General features: G+C 73.7%; 16 protein-coding genes. 11 read left to right on the plus strand and 5 right to left on the minus strand.

The window, feature by feature from the left end:
- Positions 1 to 135 precede the first annotated feature (135 nt).
- Both GQ466_RS23035 and GQ466_RS23040 read left to right on the plus strand, forming a co-directional pair.
- Positions 136 to 1,587 carry an MFS transporter gene (locus GQ466_RS23035; protein WP_337193589.1) on the plus strand — a complete coding sequence of 484 codons (1,452 nt, stop codon included), beginning with the start codon at positions 136 to 138 and terminating at the stop codon, positions 1,585 to 1,587.
- Between the two features lie 31 nt (positions 1,588 to 1,618).
- A complete protein-coding gene (locus GQ466_RS23040; protein WP_161105083.1) occupies positions 1,619 to 2,059 on the plus strand; it encodes a VOC family protein in 441 nt (146 codons plus the stop codon).
- Here the strand turns inward: GQ466_RS23040 and GQ466_RS23045 are convergent.
- Positions 2,052 to 3,740: an SDR family oxidoreductase gene (locus GQ466_RS23045; protein WP_161105084.1), complete on the minus strand. Its 1,689-nt coding sequence runs from the start codon at positions 3,738 to 3,740 to the stop codon at positions 2,052 to 2,054. The two genes, GQ466_RS23040 and GQ466_RS23045, sit on opposite strands and share 8 nt — an antisense overlap.
- A gap of 121 nt (positions 3,741 to 3,861) precedes the next feature.
- Between GQ466_RS23045 and GQ466_RS23050 the strand changes: the two genes are divergently transcribed.
- Positions 3,862 to 5,370 (plus strand): CHAD domain-containing protein, encoded by a 1,509-nt coding sequence (locus GQ466_RS23050; protein ID WP_202420960.1) that lies wholly within the window; start codon positions 3,862 to 3,864, stop codon positions 5,368 to 5,370.
- 6 nt (positions 5,371 to 5,376) lie between these two features.
- Here GQ466_RS23050 and GQ466_RS23055 read toward each other — a convergent pair whose 3' ends face one another.
- Positions 5,377 to 6,231 carry an NUDIX hydrolase gene (locus GQ466_RS23055; protein ID WP_161105086.1) on the minus strand — a complete coding sequence of 285 codons (855 nt, stop codon included), beginning with the start codon at positions 6,229 to 6,231 and terminating at the stop codon, positions 5,377 to 5,379.
- Positions 6,224 to 8,311, minus strand: a complete 2,088-nt coding sequence (locus GQ466_RS23060; protein ID WP_161105087.1) for an RNA degradosome polyphosphate kinase — start codon at positions 8,309 to 8,311, stop codon at positions 6,224 to 6,226. Before GQ466_RS23060 ends, GQ466_RS23055 begins: the two co-directional genes overlap by 8 nt.
- Before the next feature lie 209 nt (positions 8,312 to 8,520).
- Here GQ466_RS23060 and GQ466_RS23065 point away from each other — a divergent pair, with 209 nt between their 5' ends.
- Together GQ466_RS23065 and GQ466_RS23070 are read left to right on the plus strand one after the other, a co-directional pair.
- On the plus strand, positions 8,521 to 9,918 hold the full coding sequence (locus tag GQ466_RS23065; protein ID WP_161105088.1) for a pentapeptide repeat-containing protein: 1,398 nt from the start codon (positions 8,521 to 8,523) through the stop codon (positions 9,916 to 9,918).
- A gap of 102 nt (positions 9,919 to 10,020) precedes the next feature.
- On the plus strand, positions 10,021 to 10,350 hold the full coding sequence (locus GQ466_RS23070; protein ID WP_202420961.1) for a hypothetical protein: 330 nt from the start codon (positions 10,021 to 10,023) through the stop codon (positions 10,348 to 10,350).
- A gap of 160 nt (positions 10,351 to 10,510) precedes the next feature.
- Here GQ466_RS23070 and GQ466_RS23075 read toward each other — a convergent pair whose 3' ends face one another.
- Positions 10,511 to 10,852, minus strand: a complete 342-nt coding sequence (locus tag GQ466_RS23075) for an STAS domain-containing protein (protein ID WP_161105089.1) — start codon at positions 10,850 to 10,852, stop codon at positions 10,511 to 10,513.
- Positions 10,853 to 10,992: 140 nt separating this feature from the next.
- Here GQ466_RS23075 and GQ466_RS23080 point away from each other — a divergent pair, with 140 nt between their 5' ends.
- The 6 genes from GQ466_RS23080 to GQ466_RS23105 all read left to right on the plus strand — a co-directional run bounded on the left by GQ466_RS23080 (position 10,993) and on the right by GQ466_RS23105 (position 16,596).
- On the plus strand, positions 10,993 to 12,195 hold the full coding sequence (locus GQ466_RS23080) for a SpoIIE family protein phosphatase (RefSeq protein WP_161105090.1): 1,203 nt from the start codon (positions 10,993 to 10,995) through the stop codon (positions 12,193 to 12,195).
- A complete protein-coding gene (locus GQ466_RS23085; RefSeq protein ID WP_161105091.1) occupies positions 12,192 to 13,841 on the plus strand; it encodes a sensor histidine kinase in 1,650 nt (549 codons plus the stop codon). The genes GQ466_RS23080 and GQ466_RS23085 overlap by 4 nt, the downstream gene beginning before the upstream one ends.
- Positions 13,834 to 14,283 carry a response regulator gene (locus GQ466_RS23090; protein ID WP_161105092.1) on the plus strand — a complete coding sequence of 150 codons (450 nt, stop codon included), beginning with the start codon at positions 13,834 to 13,836 and terminating at the stop codon, positions 14,281 to 14,283. Before GQ466_RS23085 ends, GQ466_RS23090 begins: the two co-directional genes overlap by 8 nt.
- Positions 14,284 to 14,339: 56 nt before the next feature.
- Positions 14,340 to 14,783 (plus strand): MarR family winged helix-turn-helix transcriptional regulator, encoded by a 444-nt coding sequence (locus GQ466_RS23095; RefSeq protein ID WP_161105093.1) that lies wholly within the window; start codon positions 14,340 to 14,342, stop codon positions 14,781 to 14,783.
- A gap of 255 nt (positions 14,784 to 15,038) precedes the next feature.
- Positions 15,039 to 15,842, plus strand: a complete 804-nt coding sequence (locus GQ466_RS23100; protein WP_161105094.1) for a L,D-transpeptidase — start codon at positions 15,039 to 15,041, stop codon at positions 15,840 to 15,842.
- Between the two features lie 46 nt (positions 15,843 to 15,888).
- Positions 15,889 to 16,596 (plus strand): choice-of-anchor P family protein, encoded by a 708-nt coding sequence (locus GQ466_RS23105; protein WP_161105095.1) that lies wholly within the window; start codon positions 15,889 to 15,891, stop codon positions 16,594 to 16,596.
- A gap of 45 nt (positions 16,597 to 16,641) precedes the next feature.
- Here GQ466_RS23105 and GQ466_RS23110 read toward each other — a convergent pair whose 3' ends face one another.
- Positions 16,642 to 17,046 (minus strand): ATP-binding protein, encoded by a 405-nt coding sequence (locus GQ466_RS23110; RefSeq protein ID WP_161105096.1) that lies wholly within the window; start codon positions 17,044 to 17,046, stop codon positions 16,642 to 16,644.
- Positions 17,047 to 17,049 lie beyond the last annotated feature (3 nt).

Genomic DNA, 17,049 nt, shown 5'->3' on the forward strand with positions numbered 1-17,049 from the left:
ACGACGTTTTCGTCCGTCATGTAGGCGTTTGCGGCGGGCAAAGATCCGGCGCCGCGCCGCAGGTCGGCGGGGACACGACGGAACCTTTGTTGATCACAAAGGTTGTTCGCTTCGCCACCGGTTACTACCTTTTGCGTGACGAGTACCGCAGGCACGCACGGCGTGCAGACCGGCACAGTCCGGACAAAGATCCCCGCCCGGCTGGACCGGCTGCCCTGGTCGCGCTGGCACTGGATGATCGTCATCGGCCTCGGCACCGTCTGGATCCTGGACGGTCTCGAAGTCACGATCGTCGGCAACCTCGCCCCGCAGCTCGCCAAACCGGGCAGCGGCGTCCACATCAGCGCGAGCGCCGTGACGGGCGTCGGCGCGGCCGTCTACGTCGCGGGCGCCTGCCTGGGCGCGCTGTTCTTCGGCTGGATGACCGACCGCTTCGGCCGCAAGAAGCTGTTCATGATCACGCTGGTGGTGTACCTGCTCGGCACCGCGCTCACCGCGCTGTCGTGGACGCCCTGGTGGTTCTTCCTGTGCCGGTTCATCACCGGCTTCGGCATCGGCGGCGAGTACGCGGCGATCAACTCCGCGATCGACGAGCTGATCCCGAGCCGGCACCGCGGCCGGATCGACATCGTGATCAACGGCAGCTTCTGGCTGGGCGCGGCGGCGGGGGCGCTGCTGACCGTCCCGCTGCTCAGCGAGCTGCCGGTGAACGTCGGCTGGCGGCTGGCGTTCGCGCTCGGCGTGGTGCTCGGCCTGATCATCCTGGTGGTGCGGCGGCACGTCCCGGAGAGCCCGCGCTGGCTGATCATCCACGGCCGGACGAACGCGGCGGAGCAACTCGTCGGGGACGTCGAGAAAGAGGTCGAGCACGAGTCGGGCAAGCGGCTGGTCGAGCCGTCCCAGGAGATCACGATCCGCCAGCGCAAGAGCCTCGGCTTCGGGCTCATCGCGCGGACGCTGTGGGCGCACTACCCCAAGCGCGCGATCCTCGGGTTCGCACTGTTCATCGGGCAGGCGTTCCTCTACAACGCGATCACGTTCGGGTACGCCGACATCCTCACCAAGTTCTTCCACGTGGACGCGGCGACCGGCTACTTCTACGCGGTCATCGCGGCGGGCAACTTCCTCGGGCCGCTGCTGCTGTCGCCGCTGTTCGACAGCGTGGGCCGCAAGCCGATGATCAGCGGGACGTACATCCTGTCCGGCGTGCTGCTGCTGCTCACCGCGTGGGCGTTCGACGCGGGGATCCTGTCGGCGCTGACGCTGACGGCCTGCTGGTGCGGCGTGCTGTTCTTCGCCTCCGCGGGCGCCAGTTCGGCGTACCTGACGGTCAGCGAGGTCTTCCCGATGGAGACCCGGGCGCTCGCCATCGCGTTCTTCTACGCGATCGGCACCGCGGTCGGCGGCATCACCGGCCCGCTCGTCTTCTCCAAGCTCATCGCGGGCGGGATCGGGACGACGTCGATGGCGTTCGTGACCGGCGCGCTGCTGATGATCGCGGCCGGGCTGGTCGAGGTGGTGTTCGGCGTGAAGGCCGAGCGCAAGGGCCTGGAGGACATCGCCAAGCCCCTCACCGCCGAGGACTGAACCGTCGGTGCCCGCCGCTACGCTCGCGCCCATGACGATTCAGCGGATGGACAACGTCCTCATCGTGGTCGACGACCTCGACGCGGTGATCGCCTTCTTCGTCGAACTGGGCATGGAGCTGCAGGGCCGGTGGCCGCTGGACGAGCCGTGGGTGGAGCGGGTGATCGGGCTGGCGGACGTCCGGCAGGAGATCGCGATGCTGCGGATCCCGGGCGTGCCGGGCGGGGTCGAGCTGGCGAAGTTCCACTCGCCGGGGGCCGTCCGCCACGGGCCGGTGGACGCGCCGACGAACACGCTGGGGATCCGCCGCGTGATGTTCGCGGTGGACGACATCGAGGCCACGGTCTCCCGCGTCAAGGCGGTCGGCGCGGACCTGGTCGGCGAGATCGTCCGGTACGAGGACCAGTTCCTGCTCTGCTACGTGCGCGGCCCCGAGGGGATCGTGGTCGGGCTGGCCGAGCCGCTCAGTTGAGCCGGACGCGGGCCGCCAGCCGCAGGAGCGACGGGGAGACGCGCGACGCCAGGTAGGCCAGCCGGGCCTCGGGCGTCACCGGCACGACGGCGCGGTCGTCCCGGACGGCCCGGACGATCTGCGCCGCGACCCGCTCCGGCGGATAGGCGCGGCGGCCGTAGGCGCGAGTGATCCGGCGGCGGCGCCGGTCCTGGGCGTCCGGGGTGAGGCCGACGAACGCGGTGGTCCGGGTGATCGCGGTGGTGACGACGCCGGGGCAGATCGCCGAGACGCCGACGCCCGCGTCCGCGAGTTCGGCGCGCAGGCACTCGCTCAGCATCAGCACGGCCGCCTTGCTCGTGCTGTAGGCGGGCAGCTCGCGCGACGGCGTGTACCCGGCCATCGACGCGAGGTTGACGATGTGGCCGCCCTCGCCGCGCTCGGCCATCCGGCGGCCGAACAGCCGCGCGCCGTGGATGACGCCGCCGAGGTTGACGCCGAGGACGCGCTCCCAGTCCTCGGGCGTGTGGTCGAGGAACGAGCCGGACATGCCGATGCCCGCGTTGTTGACCAGGACGTCCGGGACGTCGATCTCGGCGGCGAACTTCTCCATCGCGGCGACGTCGGAGACGTCCACCGTGTAGGCGCGGGCGGGCGGGCCGAGCAGGGACGCGAGCCGCGCGGTGCGCTCGGCGGACTCGGTGTCGCGGTCGGCGGCGACGATCTCCGCGCCGCGTTCGGCGAAGGCCAGCGCGGTGGCGCGGCCGATGCCGCTGCCCGCGCCCGTCACCACGACGAGCTGCCCGGCGAACTCCGGCTTGCTCTCGACGCGCGCCCGGCGCACGCCCCGGGACGGCTCGGCGCCGCGCACCTGCTCGACGTGCTCGCCGACGAGCCGCGCGATGAGGTCGGGGCGTGCGGACGGGATCCAGTGCCGTCCCTTCACGCGCCGGATCCACAGGTTGGGGACGAACGGCCGCGCGGCCTCGGCGAGCGCGGGGGTGACGTAGTTGTCGTCCTCGGGGATCACGATCTGCACCGGCAGGTCCGTCCGGCGGTCGCGGGGCCGCAGCAGCCGGGACGGGATGTTCGCGCGGTAGAGGCGGACCCCGGCGGCGCCGTCGTGCGGCAGCGTGGCCGCGAAGTCGGGGTCGCCGTGCTCCAGCCGCGTGATCAGCCGTCCGGCGACGCCGCTGCGCCACGCCAGCTCGGGCAGCAGCGGCGACTGGAAGAACCCGATGTACCAGGAGTGCAGCGTCTGCCGGACCGACGCGCGCGGGTGGAAACGGCGCGTCCAGTGCCCGACGTGGTCCAGCGACGGCCCGGAGATCGACGTGTAGGACGCGAACCGCTCCGGCATCGTGCAGGCGGCCTCCCAGCACTGGATCGAGCCCCAGTCGTGCCCGACGAGGTGGACGGGCTCGCCGGGGCTGACCGCGTCCAGCACGGCCCGCATGTCCGCCATGAGGTGCTCGAACCGGTACGCGGCGGTGCGCCGGGGCCGCCCGGACGCGCCCGCGCCGCGCACGTCGTAGCTGATGACGCGGTACCGCTCGGCCAGGCGCTCCGCGACGGCGTCCCAGACCTGGTGCGTGTCGGGGTAGCCGTGGACCAGCAGGACGGCGGGACCGGCGCCCCGCTCGAAGACGGCGAGGTCGACGCCGTCGCCGCGGACGGTCCGGGAGCGCACTTCATTGGACATGGAGTCATTAAGGTCCCGGCCCGCGTCCCCGGTCAACCCTGTGTGCTGGGCGTTACAGGCGTTTTGTGCAGTTTTGTCCGGGAATCATCAAGCGCAAGTTCCGACCCCCCAGGAGGAACCAGTGCCGGAACATCTGGAGATCGAGTCCAAGCACGAGGCGGGTCCGGACTTCACGCTGCCCGACCTGTCCGGGCTGGACGGCGTCGCGGCCGTGTCCGAGCCCGTCCGGGAATCGCTGCGCGCCGTCTACTACGACACGCCCGACCTGCGGCTCGCGGCGGGCGGGATCACGCTGCGCCGCCGCGCCGGGGGGCATGACGCGGGCTGGCACCTCAAGCTGCCCGCCGGGCCGTCCGCGCGGCGCGAGCACCACGCCCCGCCGGGCCTCGGCGACGCGGTGCCGACGGAGCTGGCCGGGCTCGTCCTGGCCCGGACGCGCGGGCTGCCGCTCGTCCCCGTCGCCGCGATCGACACCGAGCGCACCGCGCGGCTGCTGCTGGACGCCACGGGCGCGGAGCTGGCCGAGGTCGCGGACGACGCCGTCACGGGCCGCGCCGATACCAGCACGGGCACCGACGACACGATCGCGTGGCGCGAGATCGAGGTCGAGCTGGGCGGGGCGGGCGACGGCGCGCTGCTGGAGGCCGCCGGGGAGCGGCTGCGGGCGGCCGGGGCGCGGGACGCCGCGTCCCCGTCCAAGCTCGCCCGCGTCCTCATGGGCCGGATCGCGCCGTCGCCCGCCGAGGTCGCGCGGCGCGAGGCCCGCGGGCGCCCGCCGACGACGGCCGGGGACGTCCTGCTCGCCTACCTGGCGCGGCTCGTGGACGAGCTGCTGCGCCGCGACCCCGGCGCCCGGCTCGCCGACGAGGAGGACGTCCACGACATGCGGGTCGCGACGCGGCGGCTCCGGAGCGTCCTGAAGACGTACCGGCGGCTGCTCGACCGGACCCGCGTCGATCCGCTGCGCACCGAGCTGAAGTGGCTGGCGGGCGCGCTCGGCGACGTGCGGGACCTGGACGTCCTGCGCGCCCACTTCGACGCGGAGACCGCCGCGGGCGCCGATCTCGCGCCCGAGCTGGTCGCGTCCGGGCTCGCCGCCGAGGAGGCCGCCGCCCGCGCCCGGCTCGGCGCCGCGCTCGGCACGCCGCGCTACTTCGCGCTGCTGGACGCCCTGGACGCGCTGCACCTGGACCCGCCGCTGACCCGCGCCGCCCGCCGTCCCGCCCGGCCCGAGCTGCGCCGGACCGTCGCCCGTGCGTGGCGGCGGATGGAGCGGCGGCACGACGCGCTGCGCACCGCGCGGACCGACACCGACGCCGACACCGCGCGGGACGTCGCGCTGCACGAGCTGCGCAAGGCCGCCAAGCTCGCCCGCTACACCGCCGAGGCCGCGCGCGACGCGGGCGGGAAGCCCGCGCGTAAGGCCGTGAAGGGCGCGAAGCGGCTCCAGACCGTCCTCGGCGAGCACCAGGACGCCGTGACGGCCCGGAACCGGCTGCGCGCCGCCGCGCCCCTCGACCTGGAGGACGCCTTCCGCCTCGGCGTCCTCTACGCCCGCGAGGACGCCCGGGCCGCCGAGGCGCGGCGCCGCTTCGCGAAGAAGTGGAAGAAGCGCCCGCGCCTCGGCTGACTCCGGTCAGACGCTGTGACGTTCCAAACCGGCCACACCGTCCGACGTGAGGTGGACGACCCAGAAGCCGCCCTTCGGCAGGGACGTGTCGTCGGGGACGGCGGCGCCGAGGGCGCGGCAGAGGCCGTCCACCATCTTCGTCAGCGACTCGCCGTGCGTGCAGACGACGGCGGGTTCGGCGAGGGCGCGCAGGAAGGCCGTCCCGGCGTCGACGTCCGCGCCGACCGTGACCGCCGCCGCCGTGACGACCGGCAGCCCGGTGGCGCGGGCGAGCGGCAGCAGGGTCTCGACGCACCGGGCCGTCGCCGAGCTGATCAGCCGGGACGGGCCGAACGCGACGAGCGGGCCGGCCAGCGCGACCGCCTCGTCACGGCCGAGGTCGTCCAGCGGGCGCAGCTCGTCGGGGCCGGGGAACGTCCGCTTGTCCCCCGCCGAGCCGTGCCGGACGATCAGCAGCGGCCGGGTGCGGCGCGGGCCGTCCAGGAACGCGCGCAGCAGGTCGGCGTCGACCGGGTAGCTGAGGCGGCGCGCGGCCTCGTCCGGCGGGAGCCAGTCGAGCGCGTCCACCTCGTCGTTGGGGACGAACGCCGAACCGTCCGCCTCAGCCGCCCAGTAGTCCACCCGCTTGGGCCGCCCGGACACCGTGTAGCGCTGGGTGGGCAGCCGCCGGCCGAGCACGGGCGCGATGCCCGTCTCCTCGACCGTCTCCCGGAGCGCCGTCGCGACGACGTGCTCCCCCGGCTCGACCTTCCCCTTCGGGAACGACCAGTCGTCGTAGCGCGGCCGGTGGACCACGGCGATCTCCGCCCCGTCCAGGCCGTCGCGCCACAGCACCACGCCCGCGGCGCGGATCTCATCCATCGGCGACGTTCTTCCACCGGCGGCTGCGGATCAGGTGCGTCTGGACGTCCAGCAGCTTCTCCCCGGGCGGCGGAGTGCGGCGCGTCCAGGTGCCCTCGGCGTCGAGCCACCACGCGGACGTGCCGTCGTCCATCGCCAGGTTCATGAAGTCCAGCAGCGCGTTCCGCTGCGCGGGTTCGGTGACCCGCACCAGGGCCTCGACCCTGCGGTCCAGGTTGCGGTGCATGAGGTCCGCGCTACCGATCCACACCTCGGGATCGCCATCGTTGGCGAACGTGAAGATCCGCGAGTGCTCCAGGAAGCGCCCGAGGACGCTGCGGACGCGGATCGTGTCCGACAGCCCCGGCAGGCCCGGACGCAGCGCGCAGATTCCGCGCACCCACACGTCCACCGGCACGCCGGCCCGCGACGCCCGGTACAGCGCGTCGATCAGGACCTCGTCCACCAGCGAGTTGCACTTGATCTGCACGCGCGCGGCGCGCCCCGCCCGGTGGTGCTCGATCTCGCGGTCCACCCGCTGGACGAGCCCGGACCGCACGCTCTGCGGCGCCACCAGCAGCCGGTTGTAGGTCTTCTGCCGCGAGTAGCCGGTGAGGTGGTTGAACAGCGCGCTGACGTCCTCGCCGACCTCGGGCGCGGCCGTCAGCAGCCCCAGGTCCTCGTAGAGCCGCGCGGTCTTCGGATGGTAGTTGCCGGTGCCGATGTGGCAGTAGCGGCGCAGCGTCCCGTCGGCGTCCTGCCGGACGACCAGGGCCAGCTTGCAGTGCGTCTTCAGCCCGACGAACCCGTAGACGACGTGGCAGCCCGCCTTCTCCAGCTTGCGCGCCCACGCGATGTTGGCGCGCTCGTCGAACCTCGCCTTCAGCTCCACCACGACGACGACCTGCTTGCCCGCCTCGGCGGCCTCGATCAGCGCGTCCACGATGGGCGAGTCGCCGCTCGTCCGGTACAGCGTCTGCTTGATCGCGAGGACGCGCGGGTCGGCGGCGGCGTCCTCGATGAGCCGCTGGACGGTCGTCGCGAACGAGTCGTAGGGGTGGTGGATCAGCACGTCGCGCTCGCGGATCGCGGCGAAGATGCTCGCGTCCTCGGGCAGCGAGTCCTTGGACGGCACGAACGGCGGGTACTTCAGCTCCGGCCGGTCCAGGTCGGCGATGGCGCTCAGCCCGGCCAGGTCCAGCGGCCCCGGCACCCGGTAGATCTGCTGCTCGGTGATGCCGAGTTCGGTCGTCAGCAGCTCCAGGACGGCCGGGGTGATCGACCGTTCCACTTCGAGCCGCACGACCGGGCCGAAGCGGCGGCGCAGCAGCTCCCGCTCCAGCGCCTGGAGCAGACCCTCGCTGATGTCGTCGTCGATCTCCAGGTCCTGGTTGCGGGTCACGCGGAACGCGTGGTGCTCCACGACCTCCATCCCGGTGAACAACTGGTCCAGGTGCGCGGCGATGACGTCCTCAAGGGGCGTGTACCGATCCGCGGACGCCTCCACGAAGCGCGGCAGCACCGGCGGGACCTTGACGCGGGCGAACATCGTCGCGTCCGTCTCGGGGTCCCGGACGATCACCGCGAGGTTCAGCGACAGCCCCGAGATGTACGGGAAGGGGTGCGCCGAGTCCACGACGAGCGGGGTCAGGACGGGGTAGATCCGGTCCCGGAAGAACCGCCGCAGCCGCTCCTGCTCGGTCTCCGACAGGTCGTCCCAGCGCAGGATGTCGATGCCCTCGCGGGCGAGCGCCGGGCAGACGTCGTCGGCGAACGACGCGGCGTGCCGCAGCATGAGCTGGTGCGCGACGGTCGCGGTCCGCTCCAGCACCTCGCGCGGCTGGCGCCCGCTGGCGGACTGGACGGCGAGGCCGGTCGCCATCCGCCGCGCCAGCCCCGCGACGCGGACCATGAAGAACTCGTCCAGGTTGCTGGCGAAGATCGACAGGAACCGGACGCGTTCGAGCAGCGGCAGGCCGGGGTCCTCGGCCAGCTCCAGCACGCGCTGGTTGAAGCGGAGCCAGCTCTCCTCCCGGTCCAGGAACCGGTCGTCCGGCAGAACGTCCATGTCACGGGGGAGATGTCCGGGGTTTACGGTCATGACGCAATTGTCCCTGCCCGAGGTGAACAGCAGTCGAACGGAAGTTTCGGCCTGGAGTCGGATATGACGATCATGCCCATGTTCCGCCTCGGCCACTCGGGGTTCGGCACACTGAACGACGGTCAAGAACGAGGCATCAGCGACCTGACCGTAAAGAAAGATCCCAGGACGCCCATCCCCTTGGTAAAACGGTCAGAGTGAACGCCTCGGTGAGCACTCTGGACTGGCCCCGGTGCCCGGTCGCCGGCTGCGCGGGGCGGTCCGCCGTCCCGTCCGGCACCTGCGTCGCGCACCTGCGGGCCGACCGCTTCGACCGGTTCCTCGCCGCGCTCCGGCCCGGCTCCGACCTCGACCTGCGCGGCGTCGCCGTCCCCGCGTCCGCGCTGGCGGCCCTGCTCGCGGCCCTGCGCGGCCCGGACGGGCGCCCCCATCTCGGCCGCGCCCGCCTCGACCGCGCCGTCCTGCCCGCCGGGACGTCGTTCGCCGACGCCTGCTTCGAGGGCGACGCGTCCTTCGACGGGACGGCCTTCACCGGCCCCGCGTCCTTCTACGACGCCCGCTTCCTCGGCCACGTCTCGTTCCACGGCGCCCGGTTCGGCGGCAGCGTGACGTTCCACACCGCGCGCTTCCACCGCCACGCGTCGTTCGCGGAGGCCGTGTTCGGCGGCGACGCGCTGTTCGGCGAGACCCGCTGGTTCGCCGACGCGGACTTCGACCACGCCGCGTTCACCGGCGCCGCCGAGTTCGACCGCGCCCGCCTCGACCGCGACTTCGCGCTGCGCGGCGCCCGGCTCACCGGCCCGGCGTCGTTCCGGCGGCTGCGCGTCGGCCGCAACGCCCGGTTCGACCGCGCCCGCTTCCGGCGGGGCGCGCGGCTCGGGCCGCTGACGGTCATGGGAGCGCTCCAACTGGACGGCCTGACCGCCCATGAGGGCCTGCACGTGACCGCCGCCGCCCCGCTGCTCTCGGCCCGGGGCGCGTGCGTGCGCGGACGCGGCGAGTTCCGCGTCCGCTCGGCCGCGCTGGACCTCACCGGCGCGTCCTTCGCCGGGCCGCTGGACGTCCGCGAGGCCGCCCGGCCGCTCGCGGGGCTGGACGAGCCGCCCGCCGCGCCCGTCCGGCTGCTGTCCCTGCGCGACGTACGGGCGCCCCGCATCGCCCTCGCCGACGTGGACCTGTCGCGGTGCGTCCTGCTCGGCGTCAGCGGTGAGTTGAGCCTCACCGGCCGGTGCGTCTTCCCTGTCCTGCGGCCCCGGCTGGCGCCGTGGCGGGCCACGGCCGTCCTCGCCGACGACCCCGGCCCCCGGCCCGACCCCGCGCTCGCCGACCTCTACGCCCGGCTCGCCGCCGCCACGTCCGGCCGGACGTCCCGCGACCTGCGCTACCGCGCGCTCCAGGCCAGACGGCGCGGCACGCCCGGCGGCTGGCACCGGGCCGGGCTCGCCGCCCTGTGGCTGACCTGCGGTTACGGCCACCGGGCCGGACGCGCCGTGCTGTGGCTCGCGGTGTTCGTCGCGCTGGCCGTCACCGGCGCGGCCCGGCACGCCACACCGACGCGGACCCATCCGGCGCCGTCCCGCGCCGTGCCCTCCCCGGCGCGCCGCTGACGCCATTTCGCCCATCACGAACCGGCGTCCTTCGTCTCCCGGGGACCGCGGGAAACGGTCGGCGCGGATGAAATGTCAGACCCCCGGGTAATGATGGGGGGTGTGAACGGAGAAACGCATTCCGAGGCCGAGTGCCCGCAGTGCCACGCCCATCTCGCGCTCGTTCTCACCCCGGCGGCCCGCATCGCCGAGGGAATCCCTCCCAGCCCGCCCGCCGCCGTCCCGGTCGCCCCCGTCGAACCCCGCCGCGACGAGTACACGCCGCCGCCCGTGGCGGAGGTCCTCGCCGCCTACGCGGGGCGCAAGATCGACGGCGCCACGGCGGCTCGCGGCGCGGCCCAGGTCCGCGAGAGCCTCAACGCGGCGCGCGCCGCGGTGGCCCAGCGGCGCGCCGCGCGGCGGGCCGTCCGGCGGCCATTGAAAAGCGCCTGACCCCCGTCGGCTTTCCCTTCTCCGGCGTTCCCGCACCGGCCGCCGGCCGCCGCGCGTTCCGACCCTCCGGGTAAAGGCCCGCGCGGCCCCGAGCAAGATCGTCGCCGAAACGGCTCCGCGACCATTCGCACGCCGGGCACGATCTCTTTCCGCCGCCGACTCAGTCCGGCAGCGGCAGCAGGCAGTCCAGCCCGCAGCGCCGGATCAGCGAGCGCACCTGCCGCGACGCGCTCGTCACCCGCAGCGCGCCGCCCGCCGCGCGCAGCCGCTTCGCCGCGTACACCAGCGCCGACAGTCCGTAGGAGTCGCAGAACGGCACCTCCGCCAGGTGCAGCGCGATCCGCGGCGCCCCGCCCGGCACCGGCGGCTCCAGCGCGGCGTCCACGTACGCGCGCAGCAGATCCGCCCGAGTACAGTCAAGGTCGCCCCGAATGCGGCAAACCTGCCACGATTCGGCGATGTCGACGGACTCGCGCCGTGCGGGCGGCACACTCAGCGCCATGCGGGATCACTCCTTTTGCTCAGCGGATCCAGTTCCCCGAGTCACTGCTCGTAACCGACCGGCTGGCCTAACATTTGCCCGATGACAAGCAGACCGAGACGGTCACCGCCCACGGGCGGGACAAAGGAGGGAACGACGCGGTGTCCGCCGTCACCCGCAACGGGACTCCGGGCGTGGCGACCGGCACACGCCTGCGCCTGCTGCTGGTCGAGGACGACACGGCCGACGCCCTCCTCTTCGAGGACCTCATCGCCGAGTCCGAACCCGACGTCGAGATCATCGTCGCCCGCACGCTCGCCGAGGCGCTGCGGTCGCTGACCCGCTCCCTCCACTGCGTGATCGTGGACCTGTCGCTGCCCGACGCGTCCGGCCTGGAGGTGCTCCGGCAGGTCCTGAAGGCCGCGCCGGACATCGCCGTCCTCGTCCTCACCGGCCTCGCCGACGCGCACGTCGGCGTCGCGGCCGTCGGCGCGGGCGCGCAGGACTACCTCGTCAAGCAGGACGTGGACGGCCCGCTCCTCAGCCGCGCCATCCGCTACGCCATCGAGCGCAAGCGCGCCGACGAGTCCGAACGCCAGCTCGTCGAGGCCCGCATCCTCGGCCGCGAGAACGCGCGGCTGGAGCGCGGGCTGCTGCCCGTCCCGATCCTGGACGAGCCCGGCATCGGCCACCACGCCCGCTACCGTCCGGGCCGCGACCGGGCGCTGCTCGGCGGCGACTTCTACGACACCGTCCAGATGGCGGACGGCACCGTCCACGGCGTCATCGGCGACGTCAGCGGGCACGGCGCGGACGAGGCGTCGCTCGGCGTCCGGCTGCGCATGGCGTGGCGCACGCTCGTCCTCGCCGGCCACACCGGCTCCCCGCTGCTGCGCACGCTCGACGCCGTGCTGTGCCACGAGCGGTGGAGCGAGGAGATCTTCACGACGCTGTGCATGTTCGCGCTCGCGCCCGACCGCCGCACCGTCCGCGTCTGGCGCGCCGGGCACCCGCGCCCGGTCCTGTTCACGCCGGACGGCGTCGACCCGCTGCCCGACGAGCCGTGCGGCCCCGCGCTCGGCCTGCTGCCCGGCCTGGACTGGCCCGCCGGCGACGTCCACCTCGGCGACGACTGGGCGCTCATGCTCTACACCGACGGCCTGATCGAGGGCTACTCGGGCGAGGGCGACGGCGAACGCCTCGACCTCGCCGGGCTGCTCACCCTCGCCCGCGCCGCGCACGCCCGCGCCGAGCGCGGCCGGGCGCTGCTGGACGGCCTGATCGGCGAGGCCGAACGGCGCAACGGCGACGTCCTGTCCGACGACCTGGCCCTGCTCCTGCTCACCCGGGGTGAACTCTCATGACCGCCGACACCGCCGAAGACACCGCCGAGGACTTTACCGACGAGGAACTGGCCGAGCTGGAGGCCGTCCTCGGCCCGCCCGCGTTCGTGGAGCCGATGCCCCGCCCCGAGCGGCGCGGCCTGGACCGCATCCGGCTGTCGCAGCTCTACCGCATCGGGTCGGTGCTGCTGGCCGTCCTGCTCGCCGCCGCCGTCGCGCTCGCCGGGTTCGCGCTCGCCGGCAACATCGGCGCGCGCAACACGCTCATCGACAAGGTCGACCCGGCGACGCTGGAGCAGTTCCAGCTCAGCGGCGCCATCGCCCGCCAGGACACGCTGGTCCGCGAGTACGCGGCGACCGGCGCCGCATCGAGCCTCGCCGGGTACCGGGCCGCCGTCCGGGACGAGGCCGCGGCGGCGCGCCGGATGCGCGCGCTGCTGCGCGGCGTCCACGGCGCCGGGCCGACGCTCGCCGGGCTCGACCGCGTCACCGCCGAGATCGCCGCGTGGCGCACCGCCTACGCGGACCCGGTCGCGGCCGACCGGCGCGGCGCCGACGAGCTGGAGAAGACGGGCCAGGCGCGGTTCGTGACCGTCCGGACCGACATCGCGCGCGTGCAGCAGCGGATCACCGCGCTGCACGCCGAGACCGTCCGGATCCTGCAGAGCCGCGCGAACGCGGCGACCTGGTCGGTCGGCGGCGCCCTCGGCGTCATCGTCGTGACCGGGCTGGCGCTCGCGGTGCTGATCCGCCGGACGGTCCTGCGGCCGGTGTCGCAGCTCAGCGACAAGGTCCAGGCCGTCGTCCAGGGCGACCTGACGCACCCGCTCGACATCCGGCGGCCCGTCGAGATCTCCGAGCTGGCCGCCGTCATCGACGCGATGCGGCACCGGATCCTGCTGGAGTGGCAGCGCACGGCCCGCGCCCGCCAGCTCCTGGACGCCCAGGCCGCCGAGCTGCGCCGCTCCAACTCCGAGCTGGAGCAGTTCGCCTACGTCGCGTCCCACGACCTCCAGGAGCCGCTGCGCAAGGTCGCGAGCTTCTGCCAGATGATCGAGCGCCGCTACGGCGACCAGCTCGACGACCGGGGCCGCCAGTACATCGAGTTCGCCGTGGACGGCGCCAAGCGCATGCAGGCGCTCATCAACGACCTGCTCGGCTTCTCCCGCGTCGGCCGCGTCAGCCGCACCGAGGACGCGGTCGACCTCAACGCCGTCGCCGCGCAGTCCCTCGCCGACCTCGCGACGCTGCGCGAGGAGACCGGCGCGGACGTCCGCGTCGCCGACCTCCCGCACGTGCGCGGCGACCGGACGCAGCTCGGCCAGCTCTTCCAGAACCTCATCGGGAACGCGATCAAGTTCCGGCGGCCCGGCGTCGCGCCCGAGGTGGAGATCACCGTGCGGCGCGACGGCGACGCCTGGGAGTTCGCCTGCGCCGACAACGGCATCGGCGTCGAGGCCCGGCACGCCGAGCGCATCTTCCTCATCTTCCAGCGCCTGCACCCGCGCGAGGAGTACGCCGGGACGGGCATCGGGCTCGCGCTCTGCAAGAAGATCGTGGAGTATCACGGCGGTCGCATCTGGCTGGACGTGAACGAAGACCAGGAAAGCCCCGGAACCGTCATACGGTGGACACTTCCGGCCGAGAAGGAGACCGCGGATGAATAACGACCCGGCGCCCGACGCCCGCCCGATCGAGGTGCTGCTGGTCGAGGACGACCCCGGCGACGTCCTGCTGACGACCGAGGCGTTCGAGCACAACAAGCTCCGCAACCACCTCCACGTCGCCAGCGACGGCGAGCACGCGATGGCGTTCCTGCGGCGGGAGGGCGAGCACGCGGACGCGCCGCGCCCCGACCTGATCCTGCTGGACCTCAACCTGCCCCGCAAGGACGGCCGGCAGGTGCTGGAGGAGGTCAAGGCGGACCCGGACCTGCGCAGCATCCCGATCGTGGTGCTGACCACGTCCGAGGCCGACGAGGACATCCTCCGCAGTTACGATCTGCACGCGAACGCGTACGTCACCAAGCCCGTCGACTTCGACCGGTTCATCCAGGTCGTACGGCAGATCGACAATTTCTTCGTCACCGTGGTGAAGCTTCCCCGCTGACCGCATCGCCCCGGTCGAGATGCCCGCCGCCGACCCCTTGTGTCACAGTGGGATACATGGTCGCTCCACCCGGTCAGGACCCCCTGGAGACCGCGGCGGCCCTCGACGCGGCGGCGGGCGCCCTCCTGGACGTCGTCGCCCGCGTCCATGACGGGCCGGACGTCCCCGTCCCCGCCACGCAGCTCCGCGCGCTGTTCATCCTGGAACGCGGCCCGGTCAACGTGAGCGGGCTCGCGGCCGGGCTGGGCGCGCTGACGTCCTCGGCGAGCCGGCTCTGCGACCGGCTGGAGGCGTCCGGGCTGCTGCGCCGCGACACCGGGCAGGACCGGCGCGAGGTGACCGTCCGGCTGACGGCCGACGGGCGGCGGCTGCTGGAGCGGCTGCGCGTCCGGCGCCGCGAGGAGCTGGGCCGGATCCTGTCCGGAATGCCCGCCCAGGCGCGGCAGTCGCTCGTCTGGGGGCTGGCCGAGTTCTCCGCCGCCGCCGGACGCCACGCCTGAGCATTTTCGTCCGATTTCCCGCGGGCAAAGCGGAGTTATGTCCGATCAAGCGAACTTGTAGCCGTCGTTCCGGACATATTCACCATTATCGTGGAATGGCGCGGGCCCGGCGGGAAAAGTCCCGCCGGATTCCCCGAAAATCCGAACACGCTCCGTTCTCCCCCCGCTAGCATCCCCGGCGAGATGACGACCGTAAACCTTTCCCCCGAGCTGCTTATCGGGTCGGACATCACGCCTCCCGGAGGGGGCCCTTCCATGAGAACGCACCGCACCCGCCCGCGCGCCCGCGCGGCCGTGATCCTGCCGCCCGTGGCCGCGCTGGCCCTGGTCCTCGGGGGGTGCGGGCAGTCGCCGGACGCCGCCACGGCGGACGACCGGCCCGTGTCCGCGGCGTCCCCCACCGGGAAGACGCCCGAAACGACCACGTACGCGAAGATCCCCGCCCTGGCCCGGGACACCGGCGCCGCGGACGGCGGCGACGGCACGGTCGTGCATCCGACCGCGCCGCGTCCCGTCTTCGACCGGCCCGGCGGACGGCAGGTGGCCGTGCTCCCCGTGACGGAGCTCGGCGGGCCCACCTGGGTCCCCGTCGTCGAACGCTCCGGCACCTGGTCGCGCGTCCTGCTCCCGAGCCGGCCCGACCAGGCCAGCGGCTGGATCTCCGGCGAGGACGGGCTCCGCGCCGCCCGCTCGCCGTACACGGTCAGGGTCGACACGGCGCGCCGCACCCTCACGCTGGAGAAGTCCGGCACGAGCGTCGGCGCGTGGAAGGTCGCCGTCGGAGCCGCGAACACGCCCACGCCGACCGGACGGACGTTCGTCCTCGCCCAGCTCGCCCCGGCCAAGAAGACGCCGAGCCCGCTGGTCATCCCGCTCGGCACGCACTCGGCGTCGCTGGACACCTTCGGCGGGGGGCCGGGCACCGTGGCGTTCCACGGCTGGCCGGACGCCTCGGTCTTCGGGAAGGCCGTCTCGCACGGCTGCGTCCGGGTGCCGGACGCGGCGCTGCGCGAGCTGTCCCGCGTGCCGCTCGGGACGGTCGTCCTCATCTCCGGCTGATCCCCCGGGTCAGCCGTACCTCAGCATGTGAACTAGGAGTCGATCCATGTCCTCGATGAAGGCCCGCCTCGCCCAGATCGGCCTGGTCGCCGCCGCGATCGGCGTCGCCGCCGCCACCCCCGCGGGCGCCGCGGCCCCGGCCGCGACCCCCGGCAGCACGGCGTTCGGGCTGACGGCGACCGGGCCGGTCTCGGTGCCGCCGCTGCCGCTCGCGCAGTCCGCCGCGGCCACCGTCACGCGCAGCCTCGCCCGGGTGAACCCCGACAAGCTGGTCGACGTCGGCGTCCTCAACGTGAAGGCGTCGCGCGGCTTCGCCTCGTCGGAGGTCGCGAAGCTGAAGGTCCCGAGCGCGGGGCTGTTCGCCGAGGCCGTCACCGCCAAGTGCGAGGCCGGCCGCGGCACGTCCCACATCGTGAACGCGCTGGTCGCGGGCAAGCGGCTCGCGGTGAGCCCGCCGCCGAACACGACCGTCCCGTTCCACGTGGACGGGCTCGGTGACGGCGCGGTCGTCCTCAACAAGCAGGAGCGGCTGCCCGACGGCCGGCTGCGCGTGACGGCGCTGTCGGCGACCGTCCCGCTCGGCGGCGGCAAGGCCCAGACGCTCGCGGTCTCCTCGGCGACCTGCGGCGCCCCGGCGCACGCGGTGAAGCCGGTCAAGCCGGTGAAGCCCGTCAAGCCGGTCAAGCCGCACGCGCCGAAGGCCGCCGCGCCCAAGCCGAAGCCGGTCCAGGGCGACCTGCCGGTCACCGGCTGATCGTCGGTCCACGGCCCCGTTCCGCCCGGCGGAACGGGGCCGTTCTCATCCCACCAGCGACTTCTCGAAGTGGACGACGGCCCCGTCGCGGTGCATCCGGTCGGAGATGTCCAGCTGTTCGGTGCAGGCGCGGATGAGCTGGAGGCCGCGTCCGCTCTCGGCGTGCGGCGGCGCCTGCGCGTCGGCCCAGGGCTGCGCGCCGTTGTGGCCGCCGCCGTCGATGACGTCCACGACGCAGCGCAGGCCGTCCATCAGCGCGCGGACCTCGTACTCGTGGCTGGCGCGCGCGTGCTGGATGACGTTGGCGCACGCCTCGCCCAGGGCGAGCGCGATGTCGGCGCGCACGCCCGGCTCGACCCCGAGCCCGCGCAGGGAGGCGTCGAGCGTGTGCCGGGCCAGTGGAGCGCTGCCGGCGTCCCGGGGCAGGGTCATCTCGATCACGACCTTCATACC

This window comes from Actinomadura rayongensis, assembly GCF_009831215.1.
In the GTDB taxonomy this organism is placed as follows: Bacteria; Actinomycetota; Actinomycetes; order Streptosporangiales; family Streptosporangiaceae; genus Spirillospora; species Spirillospora rayongensis.